Below are 15,766 nucleotides of genomic sequence, written 5' to 3'. Positions count from 1 at the left end.
GGCCGGTCAGACCATCAGGGCGCGGTCCGTCGGGCGAATCGGGGCCGGCAGGGAGCTGGCGCCCGTCAGGTAGCGGTCCACGCCGCGGGCGGCGGAGCGGCCCTCGGCGATGGCCCAGACGATGAGGGACTGGCCGCGGCCGGCGTCGCCGGCGACGAAGACGCCGTCGATGTTGGTGGCGAAGTCGGCGTCGCGGGCGATGTTGCCCCGCTCGTCCAGGTCCAGGCCGAACTGCGCGACCAGGCCGTTCTCCACGTCCGTGCCGGTGAAGCCCATCGCGAGCGTGACCAGCTGGGCGGGGATCTTGCGCTCCGTGCCCGGCTTCTGGGTCAGCTTGCCGTCGACGAACTCGACCTCGACGAGGTGGAGGAACTGGACGTTGCCGTCCTCGTCGCCCTCGAAGTGGGTGGTGGAGACGGAGTAGACCCGCTCGCCGCCCTCCTCGTGCGCCGAGGTGACCTTGTAGAGCATGGGGAAGGTCGGCCAGGGCTGGCCGGCGTTCCGCTCGTCGCCCGGCTTCGGCATGATCTCCAGCTGCGTGACCGAGGCCGCGCCCTGGCGGTGCGCCGTGCCGACGCAGTCGGCACCGGTGTCGCCGCCGCCGATGACGACGACGTGCTTGCCCTCGGCGGTGATCGGCGGGGCCACGAAGTCGCCCTCGACGACCTTGTTGGCGAGCGGCAGGTACTCCATCGCCTGGTGGATGCCGTTCAGCTCGCGGCCCGGGACGGGCAGGTCGCGGGCGGTGGTGGCACCGGCGGCGATGACGACCGCGTCGTACCGGTTGCGCAGCGCCGTCGCCGGCATGTCGCGGCCGATCTCGACGCCCGTGCGGAACTTGGTTCCCTCCGCGCGCATCTGCTCGATGCGGCGGTTGATGTGCCGCTTCTCCATCTTGAACTCGGGGATGCCGTACCGGAGGAGACCACCGATGCGGTCGGCCCGCTCGTAGACGGCGACCGTGTGGCCGGCCCGGGTCAGCTGCTGGGCGGCGGCGAGACCGGCCGGGCCCGAGCCGATGACGGCGACGGTCTTGCCGGAGAGGCGGTCGGGCGCCTGCGGCTTGACGTCGTTGGCGTCCCAGGCCTTGTCGATGATGGAGACTTCGACGTTCTTGATGGTGACGGCCGGCTGGTTGATGCCGAGCACGCACGCCGACTCGCAGGGAGCCGGGCACAGGCGGCCGGTGAACTCCGGGAAGTTGTTGGTGGCGTGCAGGCGCTCCTGCGCCGCCGACCAGTCCTCGCGGTAGGCGTAGTCGTTCCACTCGGGGATCAGGTTCCCGAGGGGGCAGCCGTTGTGGCAGAACGGGATGCCGCAGTCCATGCAGCGGCCGGCCTGCTTGCTGATGATCGGCAGCAGGGAGCCGGGGACGTAGACCTCGTTCCAGTCCCTGACGCGCTCTTCCACCGGCCGGGTCTGGGCGACTTCGCGCCCGGTGGTCAGGAAGCCCTTGGGGTCAGCCATGGGACGCAGCCTCCATCATCTTCTCGGTGGTCTCGGTCTCGGAGAGACCGGCGAGCTCAGCGGCGTCCTTGGCGGCGAGCACTGCCTTGTACGTGGTGGGGATGATCTTGCTGAACCGGGCCGCGGCGGCGTCCCAGTCGGCGAGGAGCTTCTCGGCGACCGTGGAGCCGGTCTCCTCGAAGTGGCGGCGCACGACGTCGTGCAGCCAGGTCCTGTCGGTGTCCGACGGGGTCTCGATCGCGTCCAGGTTCCCGGAGTTGACGTTGTCCCGGTCGAGGTCGATCACGTAGGCCACGCCGCCGGACATGCCGGCCGCGAAGTTGCGGCCCGTCTCACCGAGGACGACCGCCGTACCGCCGGTCATGTACTCGCAGCCGTGGTCGCCCACGCCCTCCGAGACGACCAGGGCGCCGGAGTTGCGGACGCAGAAGCGCTCGCCGGTGCGGCCGCGGAGGAACAGCTCGCCGCCGGTGGCGCCGTAGCCGATCGTGTTGCCCGCGATGGTCGAGTACTCGGCCAGGTGGTCGGCGCCGCGGTCCGGGCGGACGATCACTCGGCCGCCGGAGAGGCCCTTGCCGACGTAGTCGTTGGCGTCGCCCTCCAGGCGGAGGGTGACACCGGCCGGCAGGAAGGCGCCGAAGGACTGGCCGGCGGAGCCGGTGAAGGTGATGTCGACGGTGTCGGCCGGGAGGCCGGCGCCACCGAACTTCTTGGTCACCTGGTGGCCGAGCATGGTGCCGACGGTGCGGTTGATGTTGCGGATCGCGACCTGGGCGCGGACCGGCTGGGCCTCCTCGGCGGAGGCGGCGCCCAGGGCCTCGGCGGCGAGCTGGATCAGCTCGTTGTCGAGGGCCTTCTCCAGGCCGTGGTCCTGCTCGACGCGGGCGTGGCGGACCGCGCCCTCGGGCAGCTCGGGCACGTAGAAGAGCGGCTCCAGGTCGAGACCCTGCGCCTTCCAGTGCGTGACCGCGCGGCTGGTGTCGAGCAGCTCGGCGTGGCCGACGGCCTCTTCGAGGGTGCGGAAGCCCAGCTCGGCGAGGAGCTCGCGGACCTCCTCGGCGATGAACTCGAAGAAGTTGACGACGAACTCGGCCTTGCCGGAGAAGCGGTCGCGCAGGACCGGGTTCTGGGTGGCGATGCCGACCGGGCAGGTGTCGAGGTGGCAGACGCGCATCATGACGCAGCCGGAGACGACGAGCGGCGCGGTCGCGAAACCGAACTCCTCGGCGCCGAGCAGCGCGGCGATGACCACGTCGCGGCCGGTCTTCAGCTGGCCGTCGGTCTGGACGACGATCCGGTCGCGCAGGCCGTTGAGCAGCAGCGTCTGCTGGGTCTCGGCGAGGCCGAGCTCCCAGGGGCCGCCCGCGTGCTTCAGGGAGGTCAGCGGGGAGGCGCCCGTTCCGCCGTCGTGGCCGGAGATGAGGACGACGTCCGCGTGGGCCTTGGAGACACCGGCGGCGACCGTGCCGACACCGACCTCGGAGACCAGCTTCACGTGGATGCGGGCGGCCGGGTTGGCGTTCTTGAGGTCGTGGATCAGCTGAGCCAGGTCCTCGATGGAGTAGATGTCGTGGTGCGGCGGCGGCGAGATGAGGCCGACGCCGGGCGTCGAGTGACGCGTCTTGGCGACCCACGGGTAGACCTTGTGGCCGGGCAGCTGGCCGCCCTCGCCGGGCTTGGCGCCCTGGGCCATCTTGATCTGGATGTCGTCGGCGTTGACCAGGTACTCGCTGGTGACGCCGAAGCGGCCGGAGGCGACCTGCTTGATCGCGGAGCGGCGCGCCGGGTCGTACAGGCGCTCCGGGTCCTCGCCGCCCTCACCGGTGTTGGACTTGGCGCCCAGCTGGTTCATGGCGATCGCGAGCGTCTCGTGGGCCTCGCGGGAGATGGAGCCGTACGACATGGCGCCGGTGGAGAAGCGCTTGACGATCTCGGAGACCGGCTCGACCTCGTCGATGGAGATCGGGGTACGGCCTTCGGCGGCGAAGCCGAACAGGCCGCGGAGCGTCATGAGGCGCTCGGACTGCTCGTTCACCCGCTCCGTGTACTTCTTGAAGATGTCGTACCGCTTGGTGCGCGTGGCGTGCTGGAGGCGGAAGACGGTCTCCGGGTCGAACAGGTGCGGCTCGCCCTCGCGGCGCCACTGGTACTCGCCGCCGATCTCCAGGGCGCGGTGCGCCGAGGGGACGCCGGAGACGGGGTACGCCTTGGCGTGGCGGGCGGCGACCTCCTTGGCGACGACGTCGAGACCGGCGCCGCCGATCTTGGTGGCCGTGCCGTTGAAGTACGTGGCGACGAAGGTCTCGTCGAGGCCGACGGCCTCGAAGACCTGGGCGCCGCGGTAGGAGGCGACGGTGGAGATGCCCATCTTGGACATGACCTTGAGGACGCCCTTGCCGAGGGCGTAGATCAGGTTCCGGATGGCCTGCTCGGGCTCCAGGCCCTCGATGAAGGTGCCGGCGCGGACCAGGTCCTCGACGGACTCCATGGCGAGGTACGGGTTGACCGCCGCGGCGCCGTAGCCGATGAGCAGGGCGACGTGGTGGACCTCGCGGACGTCACCGGCCTCGACGAGCAGGCCCACCTTGGTGCGCTGCTTGGTGCGGATGAGGTGGTGGTGGACGGCCGCGGTGAGCAGCAGCGAGGGGATCGGCGCGTGCTCGGCGTCGGAGTGCCGGTCGGAGAGCACGATGAGGCGGGCGCCGCCCTCGATGGCGGTGTCGGCCTCGGCGCAGATGGCCTCGATGCGGGCGGCGAGGGACTCGCCGCCGCCGGAGACGCGGTAGAGGCCGGAGAGGGTCGCGGCCTTCATGCCGGGCATGTCGCCGTCGGCGTTGATGTGGATGAGCTTGGCCAGCTCGTCGTTGTCGATCACCGGGAAGGGCAGGGTGACGCTGCGACACGAGCCGGCGGTGGGATCGAGCAGGTTGCTGCCGGGGCCGAGGGAGGACCGGAGCGAGGTGACGAGCTCCTCGCGGATGGCGTCCAGCGGCGGGTTGGTGACCTGCGCGAAGAGCTGGGTGAAGTAGTCGAAGAGCAGCCGCGGGCGGGCGGACAGGGCCGCGATCGGCGAGTCCGTGCCCATGGAGCCGAGGGGCTCGCCGGCCGTGCGGGCCATCGGCGCGAGGATGACGCGGAGCTCTTCCTCGGTGTAGCCGAAGGTCTGCTGGCGGCGGGTGACCGAGGCGTGGGTGTGCACGATGTGCTCGCGCTCGGGGAGGTCGGAGAGCTCGATCTCGCCGGTCTCCAGCCACTCCTCGTAGGGGTGCTCGGCGGCGAGGGCGGCCTTGATCTCGTCGTCCTCGACGATGCGGTGCTCGGCGGTGTCGACGAGGAACATCTTGCCGGGCTGGAGGCGGCCCTTGCGGACGACCTTGGCGGGGTCGATGTCGAGGACGCCGACCTCGGAGGAGAGGACGACGAGGCCCTCGTCGGTGACCCAGTAGCGGCCGGGGCGCAGGCCGTTGCGGTCGAGGACCGCGCCGACCTGGACGCCGTCGGTGAAGGTGACGCAGGCCGGGCCGTCCCAGGGCTCCATCATCGTGGAGTGGTACTGGTAGAAGGCGCGGCGGGCCGGGTCCATGGTCTCGTGGTTCTCCCACGCCTCCGGGACCATCATCAGGACCGCGTGCGGCAGGGAGCGGCCGCCGAGGTGGAGGAGCTCCAGGACCTCGTCGAAGGAGGCCGAGTCGGAGGCGTCCGGGGTGCAGATCGGGAAGATCCGCTCCAGCGAGCCCTCGCCGAAGGCCGTGGAGTCGAGCTGGGCCTCGCGGGCGGTCATCCAGTTCCGGTTGCCCTTGACGGTGTTGATCTCACCGTTGTGGGCGATGAAGCGGTACGGGTGGGCCAGCGGCCAGCTCGGGAAGGTGTTGGTGGAGAACCGGGAGTGGACCAGGGCCACGGCGGTGGCGCAGCGGCGGTCCGACAGGTCCGGGAAGAAGGGCTCCAGCTGGCCGGTGGTCAGCATGCCCTTGTAGATGATGGTGCGGGCGGAGAGCGACGGGAAGTACGTCGCGGCCTCGCGCTCGGCGCGCTTGCGCAGGACGAAGGCCTTGCGGTCGAGCGCGATGCCCGTGCTCTCGCCGTCGGCGACGAAGAGCTGGCGGAAGACCGGCATGGTGGAGCGGGCGGAGGCGCCGAGGAGCTCGGGGGCGACGGGGACCTCGCGCCAGCCGAGGACGTTCAGGCCCTCTTCGGCGGCGATGGCCTCGATCTGCGCGGCGGTCTCGTCGGTGCCGTCCTCGGGGAGGAAGGCGATGCCGACGGCGTACGCGCCGGCCTCGGGGAGCTCGAATCCGGCGACCTCGCGGAGGAAGGCGTCCGGGACCTGGAGCAGGATGCCGGCGCCGTCACCGGAGTCGGGCTCGGAGCCGGTGGCGCCGCGGTGCTCGAGGTTGCGCAGTACGGTCAGCGCCTGCTCGACCAGCGCGTGGCTGGCAACACCGGTGAGGGTGGCCACGAACCCGACACCGCAGGCGTCGTGTTCGTTACGGGGGTCGTACATCCCCTGAGCAGCGGGGCGACCGTCCATGGGCGACCAGGCGTCGGAACGCATCGGCTCTCCCGTCGTCGTCGTGGCAATGGAGCTGCCGAGGGACGACGTTGGCCCTCCGCGAAATTTCGTGCAGGTTACATGATGGCCGGCTTCTCGCGAAGTGGAAAGCTCGTTCCAACATGCGGACACCGCCGATACGCAGCGGTGGTGTGGGTTCACCTGTGGGATGCGGCGACAGAGGCTGTCCCGCGGGGGACGGATCGGGATCCGGAGGTTCTTCGGGACTCCGGCGACCCGTCGCTGAGCGTGGGCTTCGTTGCCCGGTGACGCTCAGGCCTCTTTCCCGTTGGTCACGGGTTCGAAACCGCCGAGTAACCGGCTACATATGTGGCGTCGTGCATAGTGTCTCATCGCCGCAGCGGAATGGACCAGGGATATACGTCACAGCCGTTCCGCGCCCTATGTCCTGAAAAGAGGACGCGAAAAGACCGAGAGGCCCCTTTCGAGGGCCTCTCGGTCTTGTAGGGGGGTACGGAATCCGTACCGGTCCCGGTGGGCTACAAGGCGGCCCCGAAGAGCATGCCGAGCCCGTACGTGACGGCCGCGGCGGCTCCGCCCAGGACGAGCTGGCGCATACCGCTGAAGAGCCAGCCGCGGGCCGTCACCCGGGCCACCACGGCGCCGCAGGCGAAGAGCCCGAGGAGCGCGAGGAGCACGGCCGGCCAGAGCGCGGTCGCCCCGAGCAGGTACGGCAGCACGGGCAGGAGCGCGCCGAGCGCGAACGAGCCGAAGGACGAGACGGCGGCGACCATCGGCGACGGCAGGTCGTCCGGGTCGATGCCGAGCTCCTCGCGGGCGTGGATCTCGAGCGCCTGCTCGGGGTCCTTCGACAGCTGCATCGCGACCTCGCGGGCGAGCGCGGGCTCGACACCGCGGGAGACGTAGAGCGCGGCGAGCTCCTCCATCTCGTCGACGGGGTGCTTGCGCAACTGGCGGCGCTCGACGTCCAGTTCCGCCTGGACGAGCTCGCGCTGCGAGGCGACGGAGGTGTACTCGCCGGCCGCCATGGAGAAGGCGCCGGCCGCGAGGCCCGCGAGGCCCGTGATGACGACGGTCCCCGAGGAGACCGCGCCACCGGCGACACCGGTCATCAGGGCGAGGTTGGAGACGAGTCCGTCCATCGCGCCGAACACCGCCGGGCGCAGCCAACCGCCGTTCACGTCGCGGTGCGTGTGGTTGTCGCGGTGGGCCTCGTGCAGTGGCGCCTGAGCTTCGATGATGGACATGGCTCTCCCCTCGATCCGGCGGGCCGGGATGCACCCGCCGCCCCCAACACCGTCGAAAATACGCCCGATGTAAGGGGCTCGCCAGCAAGCCAGGCCGTACTTACTAAGGCCCGCCTCAGTGAGGGCATCCCAACCTGGCGGGGTGTCAGCCGGGTGACAGAGACGTTTCTTCGGCGAGTTCGCGGCCTGTCGTGGCACAGATCCAGGCATCGGGGCGCCGCTGTCGGCGCTCCGTCGAGGAAGTCGAGGAAGGGGCGCGAGATGGTGACGAGGACGGCCTGCGACACGCGTGAACGGGCGAGGGGAGCGCTCCTCGGCCTCGCCGTCGGCGACGCGCTCGGCGCGCCCGCCGAGAACATGAAGCCCTCCGAGATCCGCCGCCGCTGGGGCCGCATCGAGGGCTTCGTCACGGACAGCCCGGCGGGCACCGACGACACCGAGTACGCCATCTTCTCGGCGCTGCTCCTCGCGCGGCACGGCTCCGCGCTCACCGTCCACCACGTCGAACGGGCCTGGCACCACTGGATCGCCGACCTCGACGAAGGCCCGTTCCGCGGGGCGGGCTTCTCCGAGCGCGGCACCCTGGAGAACCTCCGCCGGGGCCTGGCGGCCCCCATCTCCGCCCAGCACCGCCACGCGTGGTCGGACGGCCTCGCCATGCGGGCGGCGCCCTTCGGGGTCTTCGCCGCCGGGCGCCCGGCGGAGGCGGCCCGACTGGTCGCCATCGACGGCAGCGTCAGCCACGAGGGCGAGGGCATCTACGGGGGCCAGGCGGTGGCGGCGGGCGTGGCGGCGGCGATGACGGGGGCGACGGTGACGTCCGTCATCGCGGCGGCCCTCTCCGTCATCCCCATGGACTCCTGGACGGCCCGCTCCCTGCGCCGCGCGGTCGTCGCGGCCCAGCGCGTCCAGCCGGACCCGCTCACCCGCGAACGCCAGGTCCGCTCGGCTGTCGTCATCGGCGGCTACCCCTGGACGGACCTGGCGCCGGAGGCGGTGGGCCTGGCGTTCGGCGCCTTCGCGGCGGCCCGGGGCAACTTCCGCACCGCCGTCCTCACGGCCGTCAACATGGGCCGCGACGCCGACACCACGGCGGCGGTGGCGGGCGCCCTGGCCGGCGCGGCGGGCGGCGTGAACGCGATCCCACCCGACTGGGCCACAGCCATCGCCCCGGTCACCGGCAGCTGCCTCCCCTCGATGCGCGGCTACCACGTCCTGGACGTGGCGGACCTCCTGACCCCGGAGGAGGCGGCATGAGCGCGGACCTGACGACGGTTGCCGGCGCCGGCGCACCTGCTGTGGGCGAGGCCCCGGAGGCGGGCGCGGTCGCCGCACCAGCTGTGGGCGATCGTTCCGCAGGGCGAGGGGGGTCCCCCCTGGTCGAGCGAAGCCGAGAGCTCGGGGGAGGGTGGGCACAGCCCCCGATGCCGGGTTCCGGACCCCTGCTCGGTGACCCGCAGGACCTCACCCCGGCACAGAACGCGGAACTGCTGGACCTGACCCCACACGGCCCGGCCTCGCAGGACCCCGCCCCGGTGCGGGGCACCGGCTCCTGGAACGGCGTCCACCAGGACCGCGCGGCGCCCCCGGTGCCGGGCGCACCGAACGGGACCCGCCCGAAGCGCGACGCGGTCGAGGGCCTCCTCCTCGGCATCGCCGCAGGCGACGCCGCCGGCTGGCCCGCCGCACGGCACCGCGCCGCCCGCATGCCCGAATGGACCCGCCGCCTCACCCGCGAACTCGACACCTTCGCCGAGCAGAACGCGACGACCACCCTCCCCGTCCCCATCGCCCTCAACCAGCCCCCCGAGCCCCTCCGCCTCGGCCCCTCGGACGACGCCGAGTGGGCGGTCTTCACCGCCGAGGCGATCCTCGCCGCCGCAGGCCCGGTCTTCGGGGGCCTCCCCGCGGACCGAAGGCTCCGCGCCGCCGTCGACCTCGCCTGGAACGCCCTCGCGGGCCAGGTCGCCGCCGCGGCGGACCGCGCCCCCGAGGTCGAGTCGGCCGTACTCCCCCTCCGCGCCCGCATCTCGGTACGCGCCGGCCTCGGCAACCTCGCCACCGGCCTGCGCCCGCCCGCCACCGGTCACGACAACCCGCACTACTTCGACGACGCGGCCTGCGTCCGCGCCGCCGTCCTGGCCCTGGTCCACCCGGGCGACCCCCGCGCCGCCGCCGAACTCGCCGAGTTCGACGCCCGGTACACGCAGGACGGCGACGGCGTCCACGGCGCCCGCGCGACGGCGGCGGCCGTCGCCACGGCCCTCGGCGGGGCGACGGTCGACGAGGCCGTCGAGGCGGCGCTCGCCGAACTCCCGCCCGTCACCGAGATCGGCCGCAACGCCCGGCACGCCGTGAAACTGGCCCGGGCCGCCGACTCCGCCTTCGAGCTCGTCCCGCTCCTGGAGCACCAGATCGTCGACCACGTCTACAGCTACGGCATCGCCGCCGCCGAGACCGTCCCGGTCGCCCTGGCCCTCGCCACCGCCGCCCGGGGCGAGATGACGGCGGCGGTACCGGCCGCCGTCTGTCTCTCCCGGGTCGCCGACTCGGCCCCCGCGCTCGCGGGCGCGCTCACCGGCGCGCTGGGCGGCGGCCGTTCGGTCCCGGGCAGCTGGCGCGAGGCGTGCAGGACGCTCGCGGGCTGCGCGCTGCCCCGGCTCGCGGGTACGGATCTGGTGGAACTCGCCGGGCTGCTCGGAGCCGCGGAACCGGCCACCCCAGGTGGACAATTCAGACATGACACCCACACTGGATGACCGGATCACCGGCAGTCTCCTCGGGGCCGCCGTCGGCGACGCCCTCGGCGGCCCCGTCGAGGGCTACACCCCCGAGCAGATCCTGGAACGCCACGGCGGCCGCGTCACCGGGATCGTCGGCCCCTGGAACGGCGGCGACTGGCGCACCGCGCGGCCCATCGCGCCGTACCACAAGGGCGACGGGCACGTCACCGACGACACCTTGATGACGCACGCGCTGATCCGGGTGTACGAGAAGGTCCGCGGCCACCTCGACGCGTACGCGGTCGCGGACCACCTCGTCCCCGAACTCATGGGCTCCCCCGTCTGGATCCCCGAGCTGGAGGCCGAGGCACTCCCCCTCCAGCGGATCTTCCTGGCCGAGAAGTGGATCGTGACCCGGCTCCACTACGGCCACGTCGACCCGCGCGAGGCGGGCAGCGGCAACGTCGTCAACTGCGGGGCGGCGATGTACATGGCGCCCGTCGGCCTGGTCAACGCCGCCCACCCGGCGGCCGCCTACGCCGAGGCGATCGACCTGACGGGCGCGCACCAGTCCTCGTACGGCCGGGAGGCGGCGGGTGTCTTCGCGGCGGCGGTCGCGGCGGCGTGCACGCCGGGCGCGACACCGTCGTCGGTGGTGGAGGAGGCCCTGTCCCTCGCGAAGGACGGTACGCACGCGGCGATCGAGGCGGTCGCCGAAGCGGCCTCCGCCCACACGGACTTCGAGTCCGCGCTCGACCCCCTCCGCAGGGCGGTCGCCCCCTTCGACACGGTCGGCCCCGACTACCGCTCCCCGTCCCTCGGTGCCCGCCGCCCCTCCCGCCTCCACGCGATCGAGGAACTCCCGATCGCCCTGGGCATGCTGCTCGTCGGCGAGGGCGACTTCCGCCGCACGGTCCTGGGCGCGGTCAACTACGGCCGCGACTGCGACTCGATCGCCACGATGGCGGGCGCGATCGTCGGCGCGCTGCACGGCGAGGCGGCCGTCCCCGCGGAGTGGGCGAAGCAGGTGGCGGAGGCGAGCCGCCTGGACCTGCACGCCCCGGCGAGAGCGCTGGCGCGCGTGGCCCGCGAGATCTTCGCCGGGGACGCGCAGACCCGCCGGTCCCACGAATCGGCCTTCGCCACCCTGACGAGCGCGGACCGGTGACCCTCCGTCTGACCTGGGTCCAGCCGGAGGACCTGGTGGGCCACGAACTCCGCCAGGCGGCGGAGGACGGCCGCGACACCGCCGCCCTGACCGCCCGCTGGACGGAGGCGGGCGGCCCCCCGGCCCCGGAGACGGCGGGCGCCTCCGGGATCCCCCGTCCGGACCTCCGCCCCCTGGCGGAGGAACTCCTGGACGCCTTGGCGTCCCTGCCCGCGCCCCTGTCGGCCCACGAGCCCACGGCCCTGCCCGCGATCCAGGCCCTGGCGACAGCCCCCGAACCCGCACCCGTGTGGCCCCACGCCGAGGCGGACGGTGCCCCCGCCCGTGTGGGCAATCGTCCCGCTGGGGCGATGGGAGTCCCCCCTGTTCGAGCGAAGCCGAGAACTCGGGGGAGGGTGGGCACACGGGACGGCGCCCCTAGCGGCGCCTCCGCGTTCCGCGCCTCGACCCGCACCACAGCGGCGGCGCACGACGTCACGCGGGTCAGGGCGCGGGAGCCTCTGGCGCCGGCAGGGGCGCCGTCCGTCGTGCCCACAACGGGACGGGAAGCGGCCCTCCGCGACCGCCTCCACGCCGCCTGGCTCGGCCGAGCCGTCGGCTGCCTCCTCGGCAAGCCCGTCGAGAAGCTCCCCCTCGCCGCCCTCCGCGCCCTCGCCCGCGCCGCCGGCAACTGGCCCCTCTCCACCTGGTTCACCGCCCGCGGCGTCCCGCCCGAGCTGCTCGCCGCACACCCCTGGAACCGTCGCTCCGCCGCCACGTCGCTCGCCGAGAACATCGACGGGATGCCCGAGGACGACGACCTCAACTACCCCCTCCTCAACCTGCTGCTCCTCCAGCGGTACGGCCGCGACTTCACCACCGCCGACGTCGCCCGCCTCTGGCTCGACGAGCTCCCCGCCGGCCGCACCTTCACGGCCGAGCGCGTCGCCTACCGCAATCTCCTGGACGGTGTGGAACCCCCGCTGACCGCCGTCCGCCGCAACCCCTTCCGCGAGTGGATCGGCGCCCAGATCCGGGCCGATGTCCACGGCTGGACGCACCCGGGCGACCCGGTGGCCGCCGCCGCGCAGGCGCACCGGGACGCGGTGCTCACGCACACCGCGAACGGCGTCTACGGCGCCATGTTCGTCGCCGCCGCCCTCGCCACCGCGGCGACCGGTACGGCCGACGTCCACCGGTCCCTCGCCGCCGGCCTCGCCGTCGTCCCGCCGCGCTCCCGTCTCGCGGAGGCGGTCCGGCGCGGCATCGCGTACGCCCGGACAGAGCCCGACTTCGACACCGTCGTCGACCGGCTGCACGCCGAACTCGGCGGGTACCACTGGGTGCATGCCGTCCCGAACGCCGCCCTGCTCGCCGCCGCCCTCACCCACGCCGACGGCGACTTCTCGCGCTCGATCTGCGCGGCGGTCTCGGGCGGCTGGGACACCGACTCCAACGGCGCCACCGCCGGTTCGCTCGCCGGGCTGCTCGCCGGGCACCCCGACCGGCTGCCGGAGCGCTGGACCTCCCCGCTCAAGAACCGCCTCGCGACCTCGGTGCCGTCCTTCGACGGCATCGGCTTCGACACCCTGGCCGAACTGACACACCTGGAGGCAGTACGCCCATGACCAGCATCGTCGTGCTCGGCAGCACGAACATGGATCTCGTCGTCTACGTGCCGCGGGCCCCCGCCCTCGGCGAGACGGTCACCGGCCGCTCCTTCCGTACGATCCCCGGCGGCAAGGGCGCCAACCAGGCCGTCGCCGCCGCCCGCGCGGGCGGCGAGGTCGCGATGATCGGCGCGGTCGGCGCGGACGGCTTCGGGGCACAGCTGCGCGCCACCCTGGAGCACTGCGCGGTCGACATCGATCTGCTCCGCACCGCCGAGGGCCCCTCCGGCACCGCCCATGTCGTCGTCGACGACGAGGGCGGCAACGCGATCGTCGTCGTCCCCGGCGCCAACGGCACCGTCACCTCCCTCACCCACGGCGACGAGGCCCTCATCGGCACCGCCGACGCCCTGCTCCTCCAGCTCGAACTCCCCCTGTCCGTCGTCGTCGAGGGCGCCGAGACCGCCCGCCGGCTCGGCGTCCGCACGGTCCTCACCCCCGCCCCCGCGCAGCCTCTGCCGCCGGAACTCCTCGCCGCCACCGACCTGTTGGTGCCCAACGAGCACGAGGCCGCCGCGCTCACCGGCCTCACCGACCCGCGCGAGGCCGCGCAGGCCCTGCTGCGGGACGTCCCCGAGGTGGTCGTCACCCTGGGCGCGGCCGGCAGCCTGTACGCGGTGCGCGGCGCCGAGCCGGTCGCCGTGCCCGCGCCCCGGGTCCGGGCCGTGGACACCACGGGGGCGGGCGACACCTTCGTCGGCGCCCTCGCGGTCGCCCTCGGCGAGGGCCGCCCCGCCCCGGAGGCCCTCGCCTGGGCGCAGACGGCCGCCGCGCTCTCCGTCCGGCGCGAGGGCGCGTCGACCTCGATGCCGTACCGCGTCGAGATCGAGGCCGCCTTCCGCTCCCCCGACACGCTGGAGGCGAACGCCGTATGACCACCGAGACGTCCACGGCGCCCCTGCGGGGGCTGCGCGTCCTGGATCTCGCGACCCTGTTCGCCGGCCCGCTCGCGGCCATGATGCTGGGCGACTTCGGCGCCGACGTCGTGAAGGTCGAGCACCCCCGCAAGCCGGATCCGTCCCGTGGCCACGGCCCCGCCAAGGACGGGATCGGCCTGTGGTGGAAGGTCCTCGGCCGCAACAAGCGGGCGATCACCCTCGATCTGTCGTCACCGGGCGGCCGCGACACCCTCCTCGCGCTCGCCGCCGACGCGGACGTGATCGTGGAGAACTTCCGCCCGGGCACCCTGGAGCGCTGGGGTCTGGGCTGGGAGGAGCTGTCGACCGTCAACCCGCGTCTGGTGCTCGCCCGGGTCACCGGCTTCGGCCAGTTCGGTCCGTACGCCCACCGCCCCGGCTTCGGCACCCTCGCCGAGGCGATGAGCGGCTTCGCCGCGATCACCGGCGAGCCGGACGGCCCGCCGACCCTGCCGCCCTTCGGCCTGGCCGACTCGATCGCCGCCCTCGCCACGGCGTACGCGGTGATGACCGCGCTCACCGCCAGGACCACGACCGGCCGCGGCCAGGTCGTCGACATGGCGATCATCGAACCGATGCTCTCCGTCATCGGACCCCACCCCCTCTGGTACGACCAGCTCGGTTACGTCCAGCCCCGGACCGGCAACCGCTCCCGCAACAACGCCCCGCGCAACACCTACCGGACCGCCGACGGCTCCTGGGTCGCCGTCTCCACCTCCGCCCAGTCGATCGCCGAGCGGGTGCTGCGGCTCGTGGGCCGCCCGGAGCTGATCGACGAGCCGTGGTTCGCCGACGGCACGGGCCGCGCCGAGCACGCGGACGTCCTCGACGAGGCGGTCGGCTCGTGGATCGCCCGGCACACCCGCGACGAGGCGATGGCGGCCTTCGAGAAGGCGGAGGCGGCCATCGCCCCCGTCTACGACGTCCGGGACGTCATGGACGATCCGCAGTACCGGGCGCTCCGCACCGTGACCGAGGTGCAGGATCCCGAGCTCGGCCCGATCAAGATGCAGAACGTCCTGTTCCGCCTCTCCGAGACCCCCGGCGGCATCCGCTGGTCCGGCCGCCCGCACGGCGCCGACACGACCGCCGTCCTCTCCGAGCTCGGCCTCACCCCCGCCGAGATCGACGCCCTGCGCGAGCAAGGAGCGGTATGAGCCCCCTCAGCGGCCCCACCGGCTCGGCCGTCGGGCGCGCCGAGGACGCCACCGCGCACCCCGTCGCGCCCCTCACCTGGCTGTACGCCCCCGGCGACCGCCCCGAGGTCGTGCGCAAGGCCATGTCCTCCGGCGCCGACGTCGTGATCGTCGATCTGGAGGACGCGGTCGCCCCGCAGCGCAAGGCGTACGCCCTCGACGCCACGGCCGATCTCCTCGCCGACGTCCACCCCGTCCCGGTGCACGTCCGCATCCACACCCCGCGCGACATCCCCACCCTGGCCCCCCTCCCCGGCCTCTCAGGTCTCCGTGTACCCAAGGTGACACAGGCCACTGACATCCAGCGGATCGCCGGGCTCGCCCCCGGCCGCGCGCTCTATCCGCTCCTGGAGAGCGCCCTCGCCGTCGAGCACGCCTACGCCATCGCGTCCGCCCATCCCGCCGTGCGCGGCATCGCCCTCGGCGAGGCCGATCTCCGCGCCGACCTGGGGGTACGGCAGGACACCGGCCTCGACTGGTCGCGCGGGCGGGTGGTGGTCGCGGCCCGCGCGGCCGCCCTCCCCCCGCCGGCCCAGTCCGTCCACCCGGACATCCGCGACCTGGACGCGCTGGCCGCAGGCTGCGCCCGGGGCCGGGCCATGGGCTTCTTCGGCCGGGCGGCCATCCACCCCCGTCAGCTCCCGGTCATCGAGCGCGCCTATCTGCCCACCCCGGCGGAGGTCGACGCGGCCCGTGAGGTCGTCGCGGCGGCCGCGACCGAGCGGGGCGCCCTCGCCCTCCCGGACGGCCGCTTCGTCGACGCGGCGGTGGTGGAGGGCGCCCACCGGGTCCTCGCCCTCGCGGCCCGCGCCGGCTGACCCGTAACCCCCGCATGCGAAAGGGCCGCCGGAACCTTTCGGCTCCG

General features: G+C 73.4%; 10 protein-coding genes. 7 read left to right on the top strand and 3 right to left on the bottom strand.

Going from position 1 to position 15,766, the window contains the following annotated elements; translation table 11 throughout:
• Positions 1 to 6: 6 nt before the first annotated feature.
• The 3 genes from ACFYX3_RS06820 to ACFYX3_RS06810 form a co-directional block, all read right to left on the bottom strand.
• Complete coding sequence (locus ACFYX3_RS06820) at positions 7 to 1,467, bottom strand: glutamate synthase subunit beta (protein ID WP_389008928.1); 1,461 nt, start codon at positions 1,465 to 1,467, stop codon at positions 7 to 9.
• The gene (gene gltB / locus ACFYX3_RS06815) at positions 1,460 to 6,022 is read right to left on the bottom strand and encodes a glutamate synthase large subunit (RefSeq protein WP_389008925.1); all 4,563 of its coding nucleotides are present in this window, start codon (positions 6,020 to 6,022) and stop codon (positions 1,460 to 1,462) included. The genes ACFYX3_RS06820 and gltB overlap by 8 nt, the downstream gene beginning before the upstream one ends.
• Positions 6,023 to 6,519: 497 nt before the next feature.
• Positions 6,520 to 7,248 carry a VIT1/CCC1 transporter family protein gene (locus ACFYX3_RS06810; RefSeq protein WP_382651542.1) on the bottom strand — a complete coding sequence of 243 codons (729 nt, stop codon included), beginning with the start codon at positions 7,246 to 7,248 and terminating at the stop codon, positions 6,520 to 6,522.
• 261 nt (positions 7,249 to 7,509) lie between these two features.
• On the opposite strand from ACFYX3_RS06810, the gene ACFYX3_RS06805 reads away from it, so the two are divergent.
• From ACFYX3_RS06805 to ACFYX3_RS06775, 7 genes are all read left to right on the top strand, one after another.
• Positions 7,510 to 8,505 carry an ADP-ribosylglycohydrolase family protein gene (locus ACFYX3_RS06805; protein WP_389008922.1) on the top strand — a complete coding sequence of 332 codons (996 nt, stop codon included), beginning with the start codon at positions 7,510 to 7,512 and terminating at the stop codon, positions 8,503 to 8,505.
• A gap of 167 nt (positions 8,506 to 8,672) precedes the next feature.
• Positions 8,673 to 10,007 (top strand): ADP-ribosylglycohydrolase family protein, encoded by a 1,335-nt coding sequence (locus ACFYX3_RS06800; protein ID WP_389008919.1) that lies wholly within the window; start codon positions 8,673 to 8,675, stop codon positions 10,005 to 10,007.
• Entirely contained in the window at positions 9,988 to 11,139 is a 1,152-nt protein-coding gene (locus ACFYX3_RS06795; protein ID WP_389008916.1) for an ADP-ribosylglycohydrolase family protein, read from the top strand. Before ACFYX3_RS06800 ends, ACFYX3_RS06795 begins: the two co-directional genes overlap by 20 nt.
• Entirely contained in the window at positions 11,136 to 12,746 is a 1,611-nt protein-coding gene (locus ACFYX3_RS06790; protein WP_389008913.1) for an ADP-ribosylglycohydrolase family protein, read from the top strand. The genes ACFYX3_RS06795 and ACFYX3_RS06790 overlap by 4 nt, the downstream gene beginning before the upstream one ends.
• Positions 12,743 to 13,663, top strand: coding sequence for a ribokinase (gene rbsK / locus ACFYX3_RS06785; protein WP_389008910.1), 921 nt, complete (start codon positions 12,743 to 12,745; stop codon positions 13,661 to 13,663). Before ACFYX3_RS06790 ends, rbsK begins: the two co-directional genes overlap by 4 nt.
• The gene (locus ACFYX3_RS06780) at positions 13,660 to 14,862 is read left to right on the top strand and encodes a CaiB/BaiF CoA transferase family protein (protein ID WP_376584797.1); all 1,203 of its coding nucleotides are present in this window, start codon (positions 13,660 to 13,662) and stop codon (positions 14,860 to 14,862) included. The genes rbsK and ACFYX3_RS06780 overlap by 4 nt, the downstream gene beginning before the upstream one ends.
• The gene (locus tag ACFYX3_RS06775; RefSeq protein WP_389008906.1) at positions 14,859 to 15,719 is read left to right on the top strand and encodes an HpcH/HpaI aldolase/citrate lyase family protein; all 861 of its coding nucleotides are present in this window, start codon (positions 14,859 to 14,861) and stop codon (positions 15,717 to 15,719) included. The genes ACFYX3_RS06780 and ACFYX3_RS06775 overlap by 4 nt, the downstream gene beginning before the upstream one ends.
• Positions 15,720 to 15,766 lie beyond the last annotated feature (47 nt).

The organism is Streptomyces sp. NPDC002463 (assembly GCF_042889835.1).
Lineage (GTDB): Bacteria > Actinomycetota > Actinomycetes > Streptomycetales > Streptomycetaceae > Streptomyces > Streptomyces nymphaeiformis.
This window is presented reverse-complemented; position numbering and strand designations above follow the sequence as displayed.

Coding starts and splice junctions, on each gene's coding strand:
- rbsK (WP_389008910.1), top strand. CDS start 12,743: ATGACCAGCATCGTCGTGCTCGGCAGCACGAACATGGATCTCGTCGTC.
- ACFYX3_RS06795 (WP_389008916.1), top strand. CDS start 9,988: ATGACACCCACACTGGATGACCGGATCACCGGCAGTCTCCTCGGGGCC.
- ACFYX3_RS06780 (WP_376584797.1), top strand. CDS start 13,660: ATGACCACCGAGACGTCCACGGCGCCCCTGCGGGGGCTGCGCGTCCTG.
- ACFYX3_RS06810 (WP_382651542.1), bottom strand. CDS start 7,248: ATGTCCATCATCGAAGCTCAGGCGCCACTGCACGAGGCCCACCGCGAC.
- ACFYX3_RS06775 (WP_389008906.1), top strand. CDS start 14,859: ATGAGCCCCCTCAGCGGCCCCACCGGCTCGGCCGTCGGGCGCGCCGAG.
- ACFYX3_RS06820 (WP_389008928.1), bottom strand. CDS start 1,467: ATGGCTGACCCCAAGGGCTTCCTGACCACCGGGCGCGAAGTCGCCCAG.
- ACFYX3_RS06800 (WP_389008919.1), top strand. CDS start 8,673: ATGCCGGGTTCCGGACCCCTGCTCGGTGACCCGCAGGACCTCACCCCG.
- ACFYX3_RS06805 (WP_389008922.1), top strand. CDS start 7,510: ATGGTGACGAGGACGGCCTGCGACACGCGTGAACGGGCGAGGGGAGCG.
- gltB (WP_389008925.1), bottom strand. CDS start 6,022: ATGCGTTCCGACGCCTGGTCGCCCATGGACGGTCGCCCCGCTGCTCAG.